Origin of the sequence: Algibacter sp. TI.3.09 (assembly GCF_038154905.1) — a bacterium.
Taxonomy (GTDB): Bacteria; Bacteroidota; Bacteroidia; order Flavobacteriales; family Flavobacteriaceae; genus Algibacter.
In genome coordinates this window covers 77,695-95,503 of the sequence record NZ_JBAKAN010000004.1, presented here as the reverse complement: position 1 = coordinate 95,503, position 17,809 = coordinate 77,695, and the positions used below count along the sequence as shown (strand labels likewise).

Below are 17,809 nucleotides of genomic sequence, written 5' to 3'. Positions count from 1 at the left end.
AATGACTTTCAAACAATTTGGTTTTATTTTAGCTTTAGGTTTTACGGCATTATCGCTTTCTAATTGTAAAGATGACACCAAGGTAATCACTCAAACAGAAGTACTTTTCACTAAAGAAGGCGAGCTAACAATTAGCAAAGCAAATGATTCTAAAGTAATTTTAGATATTGAAATAGCTGATACTGATTTTGATATCCAAACCGGATTGATGTATCGAAACTCCATGGAAACAAACCAAGGTATGCTCTTTGTCTTTGATGATGTCACCGAGCGTTATTTCTATATGAAGAATACAAAAATAGCATTAGACCTTATTTATATTAATGAGAATAAAACTATTGTAAGTTTTCAGAAGAATGCAAAGCCATTTGATGAAACGTCTTTACCGTCTAATGCGCCAGCAAAATACGTTTTAGAAGTTAACGCTGGTTTAGTCGATATTTGGGAACTTTCTGTTGGAGATTCTATCGATTACAGTGAGATTTCGAATTAAAAAAGACAAAAACAGTTTACATACAGCCTATTATTGGTCATAAAAAAAAGCATAAAATTAAATATCTTATGCTTTTTTTATATCTTGATTTTTCAAATTTCAACCTAAAACAATAGTTTTATATTCGCATAAGAATTCTCTAATGCCTTAGCTGTCTTCTTTTTACCTAACCATTTTACCTTGGTAATACCTTCCTTTTTTTGAGGTTTAAGCTCGCCCGTAAAGCTAGTTTTCATCTCAAACCAATACGTGATTTTTATTTTGTATCGTCCATTTCTTTTAAAGATATGATAAGTCGTTTCTAATGGTCTCACAATTTCTAAACCTTCCACTTTGGTCTCTTCTTCAACTTCACGAATTGCCGTTTCCTCAATGGTTTCGTTGCCTTCGGCTTTTCCTTTAGGCAAATCCCATTTATCATTTCTAAAAATAAAAAGTACTTTTCCTTCATCATTATACACCTTTCCACCACCAGCAATTACATTGGGTAACTTCTTTAAAAACTTAGAAAGTAGTTTACTTTCATTTTTATGTGTAAGTCTTACTTCTTGTAAATTGGTTCTGTTCAACTTCCGTATGGCCCGATACAAACCTACTCGTTTTAGTTTATAAGTTTTGTAACCTTCTCCCTTCTCGGTGTTGGTTGTTAAAGTTATTGGTTTATTGTTTACAAAAATCTTGTGCATGGTTAGATTTGATTTAATGATATGGTAAAAATATCATTTTTACTCACAATCTGCTTATTGTTGAAAAAAAATATTTTTATTCCATTTACAACTTCAGAATAAAAGCAAATTTATACGTAATTTTACGGCATGATATTCAACAAAGACACCGCTAAAAAAACTGCCGAAGTTTTATTGCAAGTTCACGCAATAAAATTAAGTCCAAAAGAACCTTTTACTTGGGCTTCTGGCTGGAAATCACCAATTTATTGCGACAATCGTATTATTTTATCGTATCCAGCGATACGTAATTACGTGCGCGAAACCATGGCTAAACATATTGAAAACCAATACGGAAAACCAGATGCTATTGCAGGAGTAGCTACAGGAGCGATTGGTATAGGTATGCTAGTTGCCGAATATTTAGGGCTTCCGTTTATTTATGTTAGACCAGATGCAAAAGGGCACGGCCGTAAAAACCAAATTGAAGGTTTTATTGAAGGCGGACAAAGTGTTGTTGTGGTCGAAGATTTAATAAGCACAGGAAAAAGCAGTTTAAACGCTGTACAAGCTTTAAAAGAAGCTAAAGTAAATGTAAAAGGCATGGTTGCTATTTTTACTTACGGATTTGATGTCGCTACAAAAAACTTTGCAGAAGAAGGCGTGACATTAAATACATTAAGTAATTACGAGAATTTACTTGAGCAAGCGCTAGACACTAATTACATTTCTGAAAAAGAATTAAAAACCCTAGCGGAATGGAATTCCAATCCTAGTGAATGGAACGCTATTTGATATAAAATACGTGTACTGTAAAATATGATAGCTTTTTAGAAGCTATTTTATAGTCTAACGAAAAAAAAACATAATACAATGAATTTAGAATCCCCAAAAGTTAACGTTACTAAATCGCCTCAAGAAGTTTTCAACTTTTTAGAAGATATAAAAAACTTTAAATCTTTAATGCCTGAAAACATTAGCAAGTTTGAAGTTTTGGACGACGACAAATTTCTTTTTGCTTTAAAAGGCATGCCAGAAATTGTTTTAAAAAAGAAAGAGGTTATACCTCCAAATAAAATTGTTTTAGGTGCCGCAGGCGGAAAACTCGATTTTTCTTTAATTGGAAATATTGTTGAAACTGCAGATGGTAACAGCGAAGTACAATTAGAATTTGCTGGTGATTTTAACCCAATGATGGCCATGATGATTAAAGGCCCAATCACAAAATTTATTGAAACTCTTGCTACAAATATGCCAAAAGCTATTTAATACAACAGTGAAATTTCTTTTAAATCAAAGGTTTTTATAATTTCATCTTCTAGCAATACTACTAATTTGCCTTCAGGAGAAGTTCCTTTTATAAAACCAGAAAACATAGAACCTTCAGCATCTTTAAATGTTGAAGGTTTATTTTTTCGAAACAAATTGGCTTCATATTCTTTTTTCAGAACTTTAAAGTCTCCTGTTTCTAAAATTCCGAAGTAATATTCTAAATTTAAAACTAGAGCAACCAACACTTCGTCCAAAACAAAAACTCTACCCGATATTGATTTTAATGACGACGCTTTTGTTAAATTCTCGAATTCTGTTTGGTTTACATTTAACCCAATTCCTATAATGGAGGCTTTTAACTGACTTTGTTTTATGACATTTTCTATTAAAACTCCACAAATCTTTTTATTTTCTGACAAAATGTCGTTCGGCCATTTTACACTTAATTTAGGAATACCAAGCTCCTTTAAGGTTTTAACAATAGCCAAAGCAGTAACCACACTTATATAAAATGCTTGATCGGTTTCTATACCAGAAACGTCTTTAAACACACTAAACGTAAGGTTTTTTGCCGTTTTAGATTCCCAAATTGTTCCCATTTGCCCACGACCTTTGGTTTGTTTTTGGGTAGAAACAACAGTAAAATCTTCCACATTACCCTTGCTAATAAGCTCGCGTAAATAGCTATTTGTGGAATTGATGGCATCAAGTTTGATTATTCGCATATAGAAGTTATTGCACTAGTATAAAATCTTATGATTATTTTAAACCATAAAGAACTAAAAAAATAATAACTTTGCACAAATTAAATAAAATTAATGGCGAAACAAAATATAAACTCAGACCAATTAATATCTGTAATACTAAGTGGAATTGAAGACGTTAAAGGAAAAGAAATAAATATACTAGATTTACGAGAGATTGAAAATACGGTTTGTGACTACTTTATAGTTTGCGAAGGGACTTCCAATACACAAGTAAGCGCTATAGTAAATTCTGTTCAGAAAAAAGTAAGTAAAGAACTTAAAGATCATCCATGGCACACTGAAGGCTTAGACAATGCCGAGTGGGTGTTAATGGATTATGTTAATGTTGTAGTACATGTTTTTCAAAAACAAATTAGAGAGTACTATGATATTGAAAGTCTTTGGGGCGATGCAAAAATTACAGCTATAGAAACGAGTTACTAAAAAGAGACATGGCAAAAGACAAGAAAAACGCAAAGGAAAATAAGCCTAAATTCAGTCCGTATTGGATTTACGGAATTATAATCGCTCTATTTTTAGGGTTTCAACTATTTAGTGGAGCCAGCTACCAAGAAGGCAATATTACTACGCCATCCGATTTTTTTAAATACTTAAAAGATGGTGATGTAGCACGTGTTGATATTATAAAAAACACGCGTGTTGCTAAAGTTTACCTAACAAAAGACGCTCAAGAAAAAGAGATTCATAAAAACTCTAAACCAGAAACATTTATTCCTTCGGCAACTAAATTGCCAAATTATAAATTTGAATTTGGAGATTTACAGAATTTCGAAAACGAATTAAATACAACTACCGAAAACTTAGCAACAAAACCTGTTGTAAAGTTTGATACTGAAACAAACGACTGGAGTAACTTATTAATGGGTATTTTACCTTTTATTTTACTTATTGGTGTTTGGGTGTTTATTATGCGTAGAATGTCTGGTGGTGCCGGTGGTGGAGCAGGCGGACAAATTTTCAACATAGGAAAATCTAAAGCTAAACTTTTTGACGAGAACACGGAGGTTAAAACAACGTTTAAAGATGTTGCTGGTTTAGAAGGCGCTAAAGAAGAAGTGCAAGAAATTGTAGACTTCCTTAAATTCCCTGAAAAATATACAACCCTAGGTGGTAAAATACCAAAAGGCGCATTATTAGTTGGTCCTCCAGGAACAGGTAAAACATTATTAGCCAAAGCCGTTGCAGGTGAAGCGAAAGTGCCATTCTTCTCATTATCAGGTTCTGATTTTGTTGAAATGTTTGTTGGTGTAGGTGCATCTCGTGTTAGAGATTTATTTAAGCAAGCAAAAGAAAAATCGCCTTCTATTATTTTTATAGATGAAATTGATGCCATTGGTCGTGCCAGAGGTAAAAATGCAATGTCTGGAAGTAATGATGAACGTGAAAACACATTAAACCAATTATTAACGGAAATGGATGGTTTTGGTACCAACACAAACGTTATTGTAATTGCTGCAACCAACAGAGCCGATATTTTAGATAAAGCTTTAATGCGTGCAGGTCGTTTTGATAGACAAATTTTTGTTGATCTACCTAACTTAAACGAACGTAAAGCTATTTTTGAAGTTCACCTTAGGCCTCTTAAAAAAGCGCCCGGTTTAGATATTGAATTCTTATCAAAGCAAACTCCAGGTTTCTCTGGTGCGGATATTGCTAATTTATGTAACGAAGCTGCTTTAATTGCTGCTAGAACAAATAAAAAAGCAGTTGAAAAACAAGATTTCTTAGACGCAGTAGATAGAATTATTGGAGGTTTAGAACGCAGAAGCAACTTGTTTTCTGTTGAAGAAAAACGTACCATTGCTTATCACGAAGCAGGTCATGCTGTTGTAAGTTGGTTCTTAGAGCATGCCGATCCGTTGGTAAAAGTAACTATTGTGCCTCGTGGAAGATCGCTAGGTGCTGCATGGTACTTACCACAAGAAGCATACATTACTAGAACAAATAAATTTCTTGATGAAATTTGTGTTACTATGGGTGGACGAGCTGCTGAAAAAATTATTTTTAACGAAATTTCTACTGGTGCCTTAGGCGATTTAGAAAGCGTTACTAAAAAAGCAAAAGCTATGGTAATGATTTATGGCCTTAACGAAAAGGTTGGAAACATTACATATTACGATCCTGCTGGAGAGAGTGGTTTTGTAAAACCATACTCTGAAAAAACAGCTGAACTTATTGATAATGAGATCAAAGACATTATTGAAGTTCAATATCAAAGAGCTGTCGAATTATTATCTTCAAAGAAAGATTTATTAGACAAATTAGCTCAGAGATTAATTGAAAGAGAAGTAATATTCAAAGACGATTTAGAAGAACTTTTAGGAATATCTCCTTTTAAAAAGAGTCCCGTTATAATTGATAAAACTGAAGAAAAAGAGTAACTAAGAATAACAAAATTAAAATTTTGTTAAGCTTTTTGTAAAAATCTTAAATTAATCGTACGGTTAATTTAAGATTTTTTATATTTGAGGAATCTCTCAAAAAAAACAGTTAATTGCACCCAGCTAAATGAGTCTTTTCAGAAAAATTTTTGGTTTAAAAGCTGACAAATCAGACGATGAACTAAAATCCACAGACCGCGGCAGATATATGCCGGAAGTTAAGCTACCGATAGACGAAAGGTTTACTATAAACTTTAAAGCTAATGGCGGTAAATTTCTGTATTGTGAAAATTTATCTGAAGTTTTCCAAAACCTTGAAAATATAATACAAGAAAACGCTTGGGACTCAAAAAATGTACTGCTTTTAGATGCAAACTTAAAAGATAAGTTTAAAAATTCCGATTTACAGTCGACTCGAGTAATAAGTGACGCCACATATTTTTTAACAACTTGTGAAAACCTTATTGCTAACGATGGTTCGCTACTTATATCATCTAACCAAATATTTGAGAAAAAACTTAACGAACTACCTTTAAACTTTGTGGTTTTTGGTACAACAAGCCAAATGGTAGAAAACATTGGTGAAGGTTTAAGAGGTATTAAATCTAAAAACCGCCAAAAAATACCAACTAACATTACTACAATCAAGCAGTTTAAAGCGCAAGATGATAAAGATTTTTTAAGTTATGGTAGTAGTGCAAAAAACCTATACCTTTTACTTTTAGAAGATCTATAAGCTTAATTGTTTATGATCAAAATCTTAATTGCACAAAAGAGAACTGTTATGTATATTACATGTGTCTTTATAAAAAACCATAATTAAAAGCACATGAAAGAAACCATTACCCGATCACTCTCAGGCCTGCTTTACGTTGTATTACTTATTACATGCTTATGGTTTGAGCAATCTATAACGGTACTTTTATTTGTTTTCGGCTTAATTAGCATGAATGAATTCTTGAAATTGATTCAGTTTAAAAGCAAAATTCCTTATTTCATATTCATTTTAATTTACGGCTTCATAGCTTATGTAAAACATTTTAAAGTTGAACATATAGCGGCTAATGAGTTTATTAGAATATTTATTGTACTTACTATTTTTGTTCTACTATTTTTAATTAGAGATTTATTTTCAAGAAAAACAATTCCGCTTTTTAGTTCTAAGCGTTATTTACTTACCACATTCTACATTACAAGTGGTTTTTCTTTCTTATTTCTAATTGCCCATTACTTTAAAATCTACAATCCAAATATTTTATTAGGCTCTTTAATTCTAGTTTGGGTAAACGATACCTTTGCTTATTTAGTTGGTAAAAACTTTGGAAAACAGAAGCTTTTTGAAAAAATTTCACCTAAAAAAACCGTAGAAGGCTTTTTAGGCGGTCTATTTTTTGCGTGTATAGCAAGTTTTTTTATAGCTAGTTGTACAAATACATTAAACTCTACATACTGGCTTATTTTAAGCATAATAGTAAGCGTAACAGGCACTTTAGGCGATTTAATTGAGTCTAAATTTAAGCGCCAAGCCCAAGTGAAAGACAGCGGAACTATAATGCCTGGCCATGGAGGTCTATTAGATCGATTAGATAGTATTATATTTGCAGCACCATTTATATATTTGTTTTTAAGAATTTTGCACTATGTTTCATAAAGAAGGAAATAAAATTATAGTTATCACGCTTGTTTTAGTCGTGGCCATGTTTTTATTAATTGATAGTTTTATAAACATATCATGGCTTAGAATTTTGCTAATGCTAACTGTATTGGCTTTTCTAATTATAATTCTACAATTTTTTAGAAACCCAAAACGCTTAACAGCTGCAAATAATAAAACTGTAGTATCTCCTGTAGATGGTAAAGTTGTAGTTATTGAAGAAGTTTTTGAAAAAGAATTCTTTAAAGAAAAACGTTTACAAGTTAGTGTATTTATGTCTCCAATAAATGTGCATGTTACGCGTTATCCTATTGCTGGAAATGTTATTTTTAGTAAATATCATCCTGGTAAATTTTTGGTAGCATGGCACCCTAAAGCTAGTGAAGAAAACGAACGTACAACGGTAGTTGTTGAAAACGAAACTTACGGTAAAGTATTATACAGACAAATTGCTGGAGCATTAGCAAAACGTATTGTAAACTACGCTAAAGTAGATGATAAAGCGACGCAAGGTGCTGACTCTGGTTTTATTAAATTTGGTTCAAGAGTTGATTTATTCTTACCTTTAGACACTAAAATCAAAGTAGAACTTAATCAAAAAGTTCGCGGAGGCGAAAGTATTATTGCAGAAGTTAATGATTAGTAAAGAATTAGAAATACAGTTTGAAGATGCCGTAAACCGGGTAAATGCGCATACAGAGCCATTTCCTGCGGATACGCTTTTAAAGCTATACGCCTACTACAAAAAAGCAACAAACGACTATAGTCGCCCTAAAAGTAAGAAGCCTATTATCAACGCTTTTAAAACAAATGCTTTATTTCAGGTAAAGAATATTAGTGAAAGTGAAGCTATGGAAACTTATATTGAACTTGTAGATAATTACTTTTTATATCGCGAGTAGTATTATTAATTTCCGTTTTTCTTCGGAATACATCCTAATTAAACATTTTAAACTGAAGCAACTTCATTTAGGAATAAATTGAAAAACGCTTCACTAATAAACTCATTAGCTAATACAGCTAAAATGGGTTTCTTTTCCTTTTAAAACTTCTTAAACCAACACTTCTCGAATACATTTTAAGCCGTAGCACTAAACACTTATTAAGTTATCACGTTTTTCAAAACAGACGCTTAAACTCTTTATTTATAAAACAAAAAAGGATATTTTGAATTAATCAAAATATCCTTTTTTTATAATTTATAGTTTTAGTTCGTTTAAACCAAACTTGCTAAACTCGCTTTTAAAGTTTCAATTTTAGCTAAAGCATCAGCTTCTTTTTTCTTCTCAGAAGCAACAACTTGTTCTGGAGCACCAGCTACAAAACGTTCGTTAGAAAGCTTTTTCTGCACAGATTTAAGAAAACCTTCAGTATAGCTTAACTCTTCAGTAAGTTTTTTAATTTCAGCTTCAACATCAATAGCACCATCCATTGGAATAAAATATTCGTTAGATTTTACTCTAAACGTTAATGCACCTTCCACTGGCTCTTTTACATACTCCAAAGTCTCTAAATTACCAAGTTTGGCAATAACCTCATCAAATATAGTATCTGAATTTTCATTATTAATTACAGAAAAACTAATAGCATCTTTAAAGGCTATATTTTTTTCTTTTCTAATAGTACGAATTCCAGAAATAACCTCTGAAGCAAATTCAAACTGAGCAATCAACTCCTTATTGATAGGTTTAGCTTCCGGCCATTTTGCAACAATCAAGGCTTCTTCTGGAGCTCTTTCAGAAATATACTGCCAGATATCCTCCGTTAAGAAAGGCATAAATGGGTGTAATATTTTTAAATTATCTTCGAAAGCAGACATTACTTTATTATAAGTAACCGCATCAATAGGTTGTTGGTATGCTGGTTTTACAATCTCTAACAACCATCCACAGAAATCATCGTAAATTAATTTATAAATAGCCATTAAAGCATCGCTTAAACGGTATTTACTAAAGTGATCTTCGATTTCTACTAAAGCGGCATGAAATTTAGCTTCGTACCATTCTAATGCTATTTTACTAGAATTTGGCTGCTCAATACTATCACTTACCTCCCAAAGGTTAGTTAAGTTGAAAGCATTCCAAATTTTATTTCCAAAACCTTTACCTTGTTGGCAAAGTGTTTCATCAAACATTAAATCGTTTCCGGCTGCTGAACTCAATAAAAGTCCAACACGGACACCATCGGCACTGTATTCCTCAATAAGTTTTAAAGCATCAGGAGAGTTCCCTAAACTTTTACTCATTTTTCGGCGTTGCTTATCACGAACTAAACCTGTTAAGTATACGTTATTAAATGGTTTTTCATCTTTATACTCGTAACCAGCAATAATCATTCTAGCTACCCAAAAGAATAAAATATCTGGACCAGTAACCAAATCGTTGGTTGGGTAATAATATTTTATTTCTTCGTTTTCTGGATTTCTAATACCATCGAACACAGACATTGGCCATAACCAAGATGAAAACCAAGTATCTAATGCATCGGTATCTTGACGTAAATCTGCTGTTGTTAAAGTAGCATTACCTGTTACTTTTTGAGCTTTTTCTAGTGCAGACTCTATATTTTCTGCAACTACAAAATCTTCTTTTCCATCTCCATAGAAATAAGCAGGAATTTGTTGTCCCCAAAGTAACTGACGAGAAATATTCCAATCGCGAATATTTTCCATCCAGTGGCGGTATGTATTTTCAAATTTCTTTGGAAATAATTTCACCTCAGCATTTTCACCTAAAACAGCTTCAATGGCAGGTTTTACTAATTCTTCCATTTTAAGAAACCATTGATCGCTTAAACGTGGTTCTATTACGGCTTTTGTTCTTTCAGAAGTTCCAACCTTATTAATGTGCGTTTCTGTTTTTACTAAAACACCTAAAGCTTCCAATTCTTTTGAAACCGATTTTCTTGCTACAAAACGATCTTGACCTTCAAATTGTAAACCAAAACTATTTAAAGAAGCATCTTCATTAAAGATATCAATAACTTCTAAGTTGTGCTTATCTCCTAAAACCTTATCATTTTCATCGTGTGCAGGCGTTACTTTTAAACAACCTGTACCAAATTCTAGATCAACATACTCGTCTTCAATAATAGGAATGACTCTTCCGCTAATTGGAACGATTGCTTTTTTTCCACGTAAGTGAACAAAACGCTCATCGTTAGGATTAATACAAATTGCTGAATCTCCAAAAATAGTTTCTGGTCTTGTAGTTGCAATGGTTAAAACATCGTCACTACCTTCTATTTTATAATTGATATAATATAAATTTCCTTGGCGCTCTTCATGAATAACCTCTTCATCAGACAACGTTGTTTTAGCCTCAGGATCCCAGTTTACCATGCGGTAACCACGATAGATAAGTCCTTTTTCATGTAAATCAATAAAAACTTTTATTACTGCTTCCGACATATCGTCGTCCATAGTAAATTTTGTTCTATCCCAATCGCAAGAACAACCCAGTTTTTTTAACTGCTCTAAAATTACTCCGCCATATTCGTGTGTCCATTCCCAAGCGTGTTCTAAAAACTCTTCTCTTGTTAAATCGTTTTTATCAATACCTTGCTCCTTTAATTTAGCAACAACTTTGGCTTCTGTAGCAATAGATGCATGGTCGGTTCCAGGAACCCAACACGCATTTTTACCCAATAAACGAGCACGACGTATTAAAACATCTTGAATAGTATTGTTTAACATATGCCCCATGTGCAAGACGCCAGTAACGTTTGGTGGCGGAATTACAATGGTGTAAGGTTCTCTGTGATCTGGTGTAGAATGAAAATAATTATTTTTCATCCAGTAATCGTACCACTTACTTTCTACCTGACTTGCATCATATTTTGATGGAATTTGCATACTTTGGAATAGTTTTTGAATATTATATTGCAAAAGTACTTATATTTCTTTTTCTGTGAAAGCAATAAGCGGTATTGAAAAACATTTAAAACCAATACGCTTTTTCATTTTTAAATGAATTCGATAAAAAGGTGTCCGTACTTCGAAACAAGTTAAATATGTTAATAAACATGTAATACATCCATTATTTTTGCAGATGATGGAAAAAGTGAGTATGTTTGACTTGATTTTAAAATTATTAACAATAAATTTTCCTACAATTTAGGATAACAATTGTAACCTATAGAATATTAAATATCAAAATCATGAAACAAATTATTACAATTTTATTTATCGGACTAGTAAGTTTCTCGGTAAATGCACAGGCTAAAATAGAGTTTAAAACCGATACAATCGATTACGGTACTATCGAAAAAGGATCGAACGGTGTTCGTGAATTCGAGTTTACTAACACAGGAAACGAACCATTAATTGTATCTAAAGTATCATCTAGTTGTGGTTGTACTATTCCTAAAAAACCAGATGCTCCAATTATGCCAGGAAAAACAGGTGTTATTGAGGTGAAATATGACACGAACCGTGTTAACCCAATTAGAAAAACTATTACTGTTATATCTAATGCTGAAACTCCAACAGTAGCTTTAAAAATTAAAGGCTTAGTTGTAAATGAAGTTACAGACGGTGTTTTACAGAAAAAAGATAAAAATATTGTTGAACAATAAACTTTATCTACAATAATTTAGAAAAAGGCTTAAAATCTGAAGATTTTAAGCCTTTTTTATTTTAACATATCTACCAGTTTAAAACTATAACTTAAAACAGCATCTCCCCTTTCAACTTTTAACTTAATACGCTTATTGTGATCGCCGTAAAACAACTCCATTAAACCTTGTAAAGTGAATTGATGCGCAGGTTTATTGTTTACACTTAAAATAGTATCACCTATTTGTAATCCTGCTCTATACGCAGGCGAATCTACTCGCAACTCTAAAATAACGTAAGCCGGCTTTAACCGAAGTTTATAACTCGGGCTGTAAACAATTTTGGTATTATTTTCTACCTCATTACTTTTAGTTTTTGGTGAAATAAAACCCGTATCATCTCTTACCAAGCGCACGCCATTATGCGCCAATTCTATCCCGCTTTTATTATACCGGAAAGCCTGATTGAAGAATCTGTTTTTTTTAAGCCTTACTTTTCCTTTTCTATAATTAAAAACGATATTAAAGCGTTTTAAAATATTACCAGAAACACTACCATGCCGCTCTTTATGATCTAATGCATGCCCTATTGATGTGGTATCCGGAAATGCTACATTAGGATTTTTAATTGTAAATTTATTTAAATGAAATGCCTTAATCTTAGAGCGTTTACCATAAACACTTCCGCTTAATCCATGCCCTAAAAAATCTTGAAAAAATGGAGCATTGGAATTAATACCAATGGCTTCATTTTCGAACAACCAAAGCGCATCACTACCACCAGAATCTATAAGCATTTTTACCGGAATGTGTTTACTATCAATATCGACCTCACCATTCACATAAGGTTTATTTTTATAAAACTCTAAGTTTAACTCCTCGCAACTTCTACAAGATTTACGATGGTAATCTTCTTGATTGGTAAGCTTTAAAAAGCGCTTAGTATAATTAATTTCTACAACTAAATCTCTAAACAAATCGTAGCCAATTATGCCATGTATGGGCAGCCCGAGTTTATGACTAAAGTTTAAATTAGAATCGAGAATAGCATATAAATCTTGATTAATATTAATGGCTTCTCCTATTCTAAAGATATTGTTCTTAGATCGCAAAGCTTCAACAGCTTCACCTTCTCCTAAACCTCTTAACATTATTTTTTGGGCATTTTTAATTTTTAAAGAATCGGAGATATTCAGAAAATTAAAAACTATCGGTTTACTTACTCCTGTATCGAGTAAAAAAGACAAGGAAACACCGTTAATTTCAACAGGAATGATTATTAAGTTATTAATGAGTTTAAATTTCACCTTATCGACACCCTTCTTACTATTTACTATAAATTGATCCTGTGAATAGCAAAAATTGCTACTCAAAACATATAAAATAATAACATAAAATGCCTTTTTCATATAGAATAAAAACTAATCTCTAACAATTTAGTAAACATTATCATAACTACAGTATTAAAGCCTTGTTTTAAAAAATATCTAGGATTATTTTTGCAACTTTGCAAGTAAACACATATATAATGCCAACAATATCTAAAAAAGGGCTATTAATGCCTCAGTCTCCAATCCGTAAATTAGTTCCTTTTGCAGAAGCTGCTATTAAAAAAGGGAAAACTATTTACCACTTAAACATTGGACAACCGGATATTAAAACTCCCCAAGTTGCTCTAGATGCTGTTAAAAACAACACTCTAGAGATTATCGAATATTCTAGATCGCAAGGCTCTGATACGTATAGAGAAAAACTTACGAGCTATTATGCCAAGCATCAAATTGATGTTAAACTAGACGATATTATAGTAACTACAGGAGCTAGTGAGGCTTTACAGTTTTTATTTAGTAGTGTTATGAATCCGGGAGATGAAGTTATTATTCCAGAACCATTTTACGCAAACTACAATGCTTTTTCTATTGCGGCTGGTATAACAGTAGTGCCTGCAGTTTGTAAAATAGACGATAATTTTGCGTTACCTACAATTGCTGCTTTCGAAAAATTAATTACACCGAAAACAAAAGCTATTTTAATATGTAACCCAGGCAATCCCACAGGTTACTTATACTCAAAAGAAGAAATTAATAAACTTGCAAGTATTGCAATAGAGCATGACTTGTATTTAATTGCTGATGAAGTTTACAGAGAATTTGTTTACGATGGCCATACGCATTATTCAATTTTACAAGAAAAAGGTGTAGACCAACATGCTATAATAATAGATTCTGTTTCTAAAAGATACAGTATGTGCGGCGCACGTGTTGGCTTTTTAGTTTCTAAAAACAAAGAGGTTATGCATACCGTATTAAAGTTTGCACAAGCCAGATTAAGCCCACCAACTTATGCACAAATAGCAAGTGAAGCAGCTTTAGAAACACCGCAAAGTTATTTTGATGACGTTATTGAAGAATATGTTGGAAGGAGAAATACTTTAATTAACGAATTACAAAAAATCGAAGGTCTTAAGGTTGCTAAACCACAAGGCGCTTTTTACTGTATCGTTGAATTACCCGTAAAAAACACCGATCATTTTGCACAATGGCTTTTAGAAGAATTTGATGTAAACGGAGAAACTGTAATGGTAGCTCCTGCTGCTGGTTTTTACTCTACTCCTGGGGTTGGTTTAAACCAAATCCGTATTGCTTACGTACTTAAAAAGGAGAGCTTAATAAAAGCTGTGAATATTTTAAAACAAGCTTTAGAAGTTTATAAAGATTAGTGCCGGTGCAAATACTTAACAACATATCCTTAAAACCCTATAATACGTTTGGTATTGATGCGGTTGCAAAACATTTTACATCAGTATCATCTATTAGCGATTTAAAATCAGTTTTAGCCTTAGACAATCACCCAAACAAACTGATACTTGGTGGAGGAAGCAACTTATTGCTCACCAAAGATTACGATGGTTTGGCGCTTCATGTTAATTTAAAAGGAATTGAAATAATTTCTGAAGATGAAAACAACGCCATTGTAAAAGCACAAGCTGGCGAAAACTGGCATGAATTTGTACTTTGGTGTTTAAAACACGATTTTGGAGGTTTAGAAAACCTATCATTAATACCAGGAAATGTTGGCACCACGCCAATACAAAACATTGGTGCTTACGGTATTGAAATAAAAGACACTTTTGAATCTTGTGAAGCTATTCATCTTGAAAGTCTTCAATTTGAAAGTTTTACAAAAGAAGATTGTAATTTTGGTTATCGCAACTCCACGTTTAAACAAGAAAATAAAGGAAAATATATTATTACTAGTGTGTGCTTTAAACTTTCTAAAAAAAACCACGCACTCAACATCAACTATGGTACTATAGCTAACGAACTTGAAGATAACGGTATTAAAAATCCAACTATTCAAGATATTTCTAAAGCCGTAATTGCTATACGCCAAAGCAAATTACCAGATCCAAAAGAAATTGGGAACAGTGGCAGTTTTTTTAAAAACCCTGTAATTTCGAAATTAGAATTTAACGAATTACTAAAAAACTTCCCGAACGCACCTAGTTATCCAATATCAGAACATGAAGTAAAAGTTCCTGCAGGTTGGCTTATAGAAAAAACTGGGTTTAAAGGAAAACAATTTGGTAATTATGGCGTTCATAAAAAGCAAGCTCTAGTTTTAGTAAATTATGGAGGAGCAAAAGGTTCGGATATTTTTAATCTCTCAAAACTCATTCAAAAGACGGTAAAAAGGCTTTTTAATATTTCAATTGAAGCCGAAGTAAACATCTTATAATTAAAAACCATCCTAACTTTGGTATATTTGCATATCATAAAACCAACTTTATATTGATTTCAGCTATAGAAAAAGACATAGTTTATTTATTAGAACGTGGTGATAAAAAAGCTATTACGCTATTGTATGAGAATTATGCAGACTCTCTATACGGCGTAATACAGAAAATTATTAGCGACGAGGATACGGCGCAAGATGTTCTACAAGAAACTTTTGTTAAAATTTGGCGCTACGCTAAAAAGTACGATTCTAGCAAAGCCAAACTATTTACATGGCTGTATCGTATAGCATATAACACGGCTATAGATAAAGTAAGATCTCTAAAAAATAAAACAACCAAAGAAGTCCAGATAGAAACTTCAAGCGTATATAAAATAACTACGAACCAACTAAATGACGATGTTTTAGATATACAAAAACATTTAAGCACTTTAGAAGAAAAGTATCAAATTGTAATAAATGCCCTCTTTTTTGAAGGTATGACCCAGCAAGAAGCTAGCGAAGAACTTGACATTCCGCTAGGTACTATAAAATCGAGATTAAAAATTGGATTACGAGAATTGAAAAAAATTTACAATCCTTAAATTATTAACGTCATGAATGAAAAAATAAGTAATTTTTTAAATTCTGGCCTATTAGAAAAATATCTAATTGGTGACACGACTTCTGTGGAAACAGAAAAAGTGGAATCTTTTATTTCAAAATACCCAGATGTACAGAATGCCTACAACAGTTTACAGCATAATTTAGAAATTGTTGTAAAAACTAATGCTGTAGAAGCGCCTAAATTTATTTTAGATAATATTTTAGACGAACTAGACGAGAAACCGGTAGTAAAATTAAATACAAAAAAGAAATACAAAGCATGGTACAAGTACACCATTGCGGCGAGTCTTATAGCTTTTGTTTTTGCAGGAACCTCGTACTCGTTTTACAATCAAAACCTAAAGCTTTCGAAAGAAAACCAGGTGGTTGTAGACGAAATATTTGACCTAAGAGGTGATATTGAAAAAAACAATATGATGCTCGACAATGTAATGAGGCAACTTTTAAAACTTAACAACCCAGAAACAGAAAAGTATATCATTTCTGGTAACGAACGTGCTAAAGATTTAAAAACAGTAGCCTACATTAACCCTAAAGAAAAAACATCTATGATTGATGTGGTGTCTTTACCAAAATTACCCGAAGAGCAATGCTACCAGATTTGGGCAGACTTACAAGGGGAAATGGTGAGCTTAGGTATTTTAAATGAAACAGATCGTAAATTAATGAATTTACCTTATGCTGAAAATGCTTTAGCTTTAAATATAACTATAGAACCAAAAGGTGGTAACACCGTCGCTTCTGTTGAAAACTCTGTTGCAGAAATAACTTTACATTAAGTACTTTTTTAGCAACACGTAACTAAACTAAATTCAAAAGCCTCATTTATTTATAAATGAGGCTTTCTTGCTATTAATAAAACGTCTTATACAATTTTACACAAATTGCTAATCGGGCTTATTTTTTTTTATTCTTTCTCGAACAATGCTCTATGGATTATTCCGGCAACAATAGCACCAGCAATTGGAGCGACCCAAAACAGCCAAAGCTGTCCTGTAAATTCTGCCCCTGCAAATAAAGCTTGACTTGTAGATCGTGCAGGATTAACAGATGTATTTGTAATAGGAATACTTATTAAGTGAATTAAGGTTAAACCTAAACCAATGGCTATTGGAGCAAAACCTTTAGGAACTCTATAATTTGTACTCCCTAAAATAATTAAAAGGAAAAACATAGTTAACAAAAACTCTGTTACTAACGCAGCAGTTATAGAGTAACCGCCTGGCGATAAATCACCATAACCATTAGCGGCAAAACCACCAATTGTTTCAAAATCGGCTTTATTACTTACTATTAAATATAAGGCACCAGCAGCAGTAACGGCTCCAATTAATTGAGATATTACATAACCAATTAAATTCTTGGCTTCAAACTTTCCGCTAGCCCATAAACCTATAGACACGGCAGGGTTAAAATGTCCACCAGAAATATGTCCTACAGCATAAGCCATCGTTAACACAGTTAAACCAAAAGCTAAAGCAACACCAGCAAATCCAATTCCTAACTCAGGGAAAGCCGCTGCAAAAACCGCACTACCACAACCTCCAAACACAAGCCAAAAGGTTCCAAAAAACTCCGCAAATAATTTATTCATAATTAATAATTTTAACTTGTTAGTAATACTTAACACTCTGTGTGCTTTCATTTTAGACACTATTTTTTCCGATAGGTCACAATTC

The 17,809-nt window shown here is 32.6% G+C and carries 19 protein-coding genes; 14 read left to right on the top strand and 5 right to left on the bottom strand.

Going from position 1 to position 17,809, the window contains the following annotated elements; genetic code table 11:
* Window position 1: 1 nt before the first annotated feature.
* A complete protein-coding gene (locus tag V6246_RS13820; protein WP_341561021.1) occupies window positions 2–493 on the top strand; it encodes a DUF192 domain-containing protein in 492 nt (163 codons plus the stop codon).
* Window positions 494–597: 104 nt separating this feature from the next.
* Here the strand turns inward: V6246_RS13820 and V6246_RS13815 are convergent, their stop codons facing one another.
* On the bottom strand, window positions 598–1,179 hold the full coding sequence (locus V6246_RS13815) for an NUDIX hydrolase (RefSeq protein ID WP_042499769.1): 582 nt from the start codon (window positions 1,177–1,179) through the stop codon (window positions 598–600).
* A 129-nt stretch (window positions 1,180–1,308) separates the two neighbouring features.
* On the opposite strand from V6246_RS13815, the gene pyrE reads away from it, so the two are divergent.
* Both pyrE and V6246_RS13805 read left to right on the top strand, forming a co-directional pair.
* Complete coding sequence (gene pyrE, locus V6246_RS13810) at window positions 1,309–1,953, top strand: orotate phosphoribosyltransferase (RefSeq protein ID WP_341561020.1); 645 nt, start codon at window positions 1,309–1,311, stop codon at window positions 1,951–1,953.
* A gap of 78 nt (window positions 1,954–2,031) precedes the next feature.
* Window positions 2,032–2,427: an SRPBCC domain-containing protein gene (locus V6246_RS13805; RefSeq protein ID WP_042505730.1), complete on the top strand. Its 396-nt coding sequence runs from the start codon at window positions 2,032–2,034 to the stop codon at window positions 2,425–2,427.
* Here V6246_RS13805 and V6246_RS13800 read toward each other — a convergent pair.
* Complete coding sequence (locus V6246_RS13800; protein WP_341561019.1) at window positions 2,424–3,155, bottom strand: biotin--[acetyl-CoA-carboxylase] ligase; 732 nt, start codon at window positions 3,153–3,155, stop codon at window positions 2,424–2,426. The two genes, V6246_RS13805 and V6246_RS13800, sit on opposite strands and share 4 nt — an antisense overlap.
* 93 nt (window positions 3,156–3,248) lie before the next feature.
* Here V6246_RS13800 and rsfS point away from each other — a divergent pair, with 93 nt between their 5' ends.
* From rsfS to V6246_RS13770, 6 genes are all read left to right on the top strand, one after another.
* Window positions 3,249–3,620: a ribosome silencing factor gene (rsfS, locus tag V6246_RS13795; protein WP_042505726.1), complete on the top strand. Its 372-nt coding sequence runs from the start codon at window positions 3,249–3,251 to the stop codon at window positions 3,618–3,620.
* A gap of 8 nt (window positions 3,621–3,628) precedes the next feature.
* On the top strand, window positions 3,629–5,578 hold the full coding sequence (gene ftsH, locus V6246_RS13790) for an ATP-dependent zinc metalloprotease FtsH (RefSeq protein WP_341561018.1): 1,950 nt from the start codon (window positions 3,629–3,631) through the stop codon (window positions 5,576–5,578).
* Window positions 5,579–5,705: 127 nt separating this feature from the next.
* Window positions 5,706–6,314 carry an LUD domain-containing protein gene (locus tag V6246_RS13785; protein ID WP_159018323.1) on the top strand — a complete coding sequence of 203 codons (609 nt, stop codon included), beginning with the start codon at window positions 5,706–5,708 and terminating at the stop codon, window positions 6,312–6,314.
* Window positions 6,315–6,407: 93 nt separating this feature from the next.
* Window positions 6,408–7,229, top strand: a complete 822-nt coding sequence (locus tag V6246_RS13780; protein ID WP_042499783.1) for a phosphatidate cytidylyltransferase — start codon at window positions 6,408–6,410, stop codon at window positions 7,227–7,229.
* Window positions 7,219–7,875 carry a phosphatidylserine decarboxylase family protein gene (locus V6246_RS13775; RefSeq protein WP_341561017.1) on the top strand — a complete coding sequence of 219 codons (657 nt, stop codon included), beginning with the start codon at window positions 7,219–7,221 and terminating at the stop codon, window positions 7,873–7,875. Before V6246_RS13780 ends, V6246_RS13775 begins: the two co-directional genes overlap by 11 nt.
* On the top strand, window positions 7,868–8,134 hold the full coding sequence (locus V6246_RS13770) for an acyl-CoA-binding protein (RefSeq protein WP_042499786.1): 267 nt from the start codon (window positions 7,868–7,870) through the stop codon (window positions 8,132–8,134). Before V6246_RS13775 ends, V6246_RS13770 begins: the two co-directional genes overlap by 8 nt.
* Before the next feature lie 314 nt (window positions 8,135–8,448).
* On the opposite strand, the gene V6246_RS13765 is transcribed toward V6246_RS13770, so the two are convergent.
* Entirely contained in the window at window positions 8,449–11,085 is a 2,637-nt protein-coding gene (locus V6246_RS13765) for a valine--tRNA ligase (protein WP_341561016.1), read from the bottom strand.
* Between the two features lie 305 nt (window positions 11,086–11,390).
* Here V6246_RS13765 and V6246_RS13760 point away from each other — a divergent pair, with 305 nt between their 5' ends.
* Window positions 11,391–11,807 carry a DUF1573 domain-containing protein gene (locus tag V6246_RS13760; protein WP_042499789.1) on the top strand — a complete coding sequence of 139 codons (417 nt, stop codon included), beginning with the start codon at window positions 11,391–11,393 and terminating at the stop codon, window positions 11,805–11,807.
* A gap of 56 nt (window positions 11,808–11,863) precedes the next feature.
* On the opposite strand, the gene V6246_RS13755 is transcribed toward V6246_RS13760, so the two are convergent.
* Complete coding sequence (locus V6246_RS13755) at window positions 11,864–13,093, bottom strand: aspartyl protease family protein (protein WP_341561015.1); 1,230 nt, start codon at window positions 13,091–13,093, stop codon at window positions 11,864–11,866.
* A 221-nt stretch (window positions 13,094–13,314) separates the two neighbouring features.
* Here V6246_RS13755 and V6246_RS13750 point away from each other — a divergent pair, with 221 nt between their 5' ends.
* Genes V6246_RS13750 through V6246_RS13735 form a run of 4 tightly spaced genes read left to right on the top strand, consistent with a single transcriptional unit; the run spans window position 13,315 to window position 16,909 of the window.
* Window positions 13,315–14,505, top strand: coding sequence for a pyridoxal phosphate-dependent aminotransferase (locus tag V6246_RS13750; RefSeq protein WP_341561014.1), 1,191 nt, complete (start codon window positions 13,315–13,317; stop codon window positions 14,503–14,505).
* Between the two features lie 5 nt (window positions 14,506–14,510).
* Window positions 14,511–15,524 (top strand): UDP-N-acetylmuramate dehydrogenase, encoded by a 1,014-nt coding sequence (gene murB / locus V6246_RS13745; protein ID WP_341561013.1) that lies wholly within the window; start codon window positions 14,511–14,513, stop codon window positions 15,522–15,524.
* Between the two features lie 53 nt (window positions 15,525–15,577).
* Window positions 15,578–16,108: an RNA polymerase sigma factor gene (locus V6246_RS13740; RefSeq protein ID WP_042499790.1), complete on the top strand. Its 531-nt coding sequence runs from the start codon at window positions 15,578–15,580 to the stop codon at window positions 16,106–16,108.
* Window positions 16,109–16,120: 12 nt separating this feature from the next.
* Window positions 16,121–16,909 (top strand): anti-sigma factor, encoded by a 789-nt coding sequence (locus tag V6246_RS13735; RefSeq protein ID WP_159018329.1) that lies wholly within the window; start codon window positions 16,121–16,123, stop codon window positions 16,907–16,909.
* Window positions 16,910–17,037: 128 nt separating this feature from the next.
* On the opposite strand, the gene aqpZ is transcribed toward V6246_RS13735, so the two are convergent.
* Complete coding sequence (aqpZ, locus tag V6246_RS13730) at window positions 17,038–17,724, bottom strand: aquaporin Z (protein ID WP_341561012.1); 687 nt, start codon at window positions 17,722–17,724, stop codon at window positions 17,038–17,040.
* Window positions 17,725–17,809 lie beyond the last annotated feature (85 nt).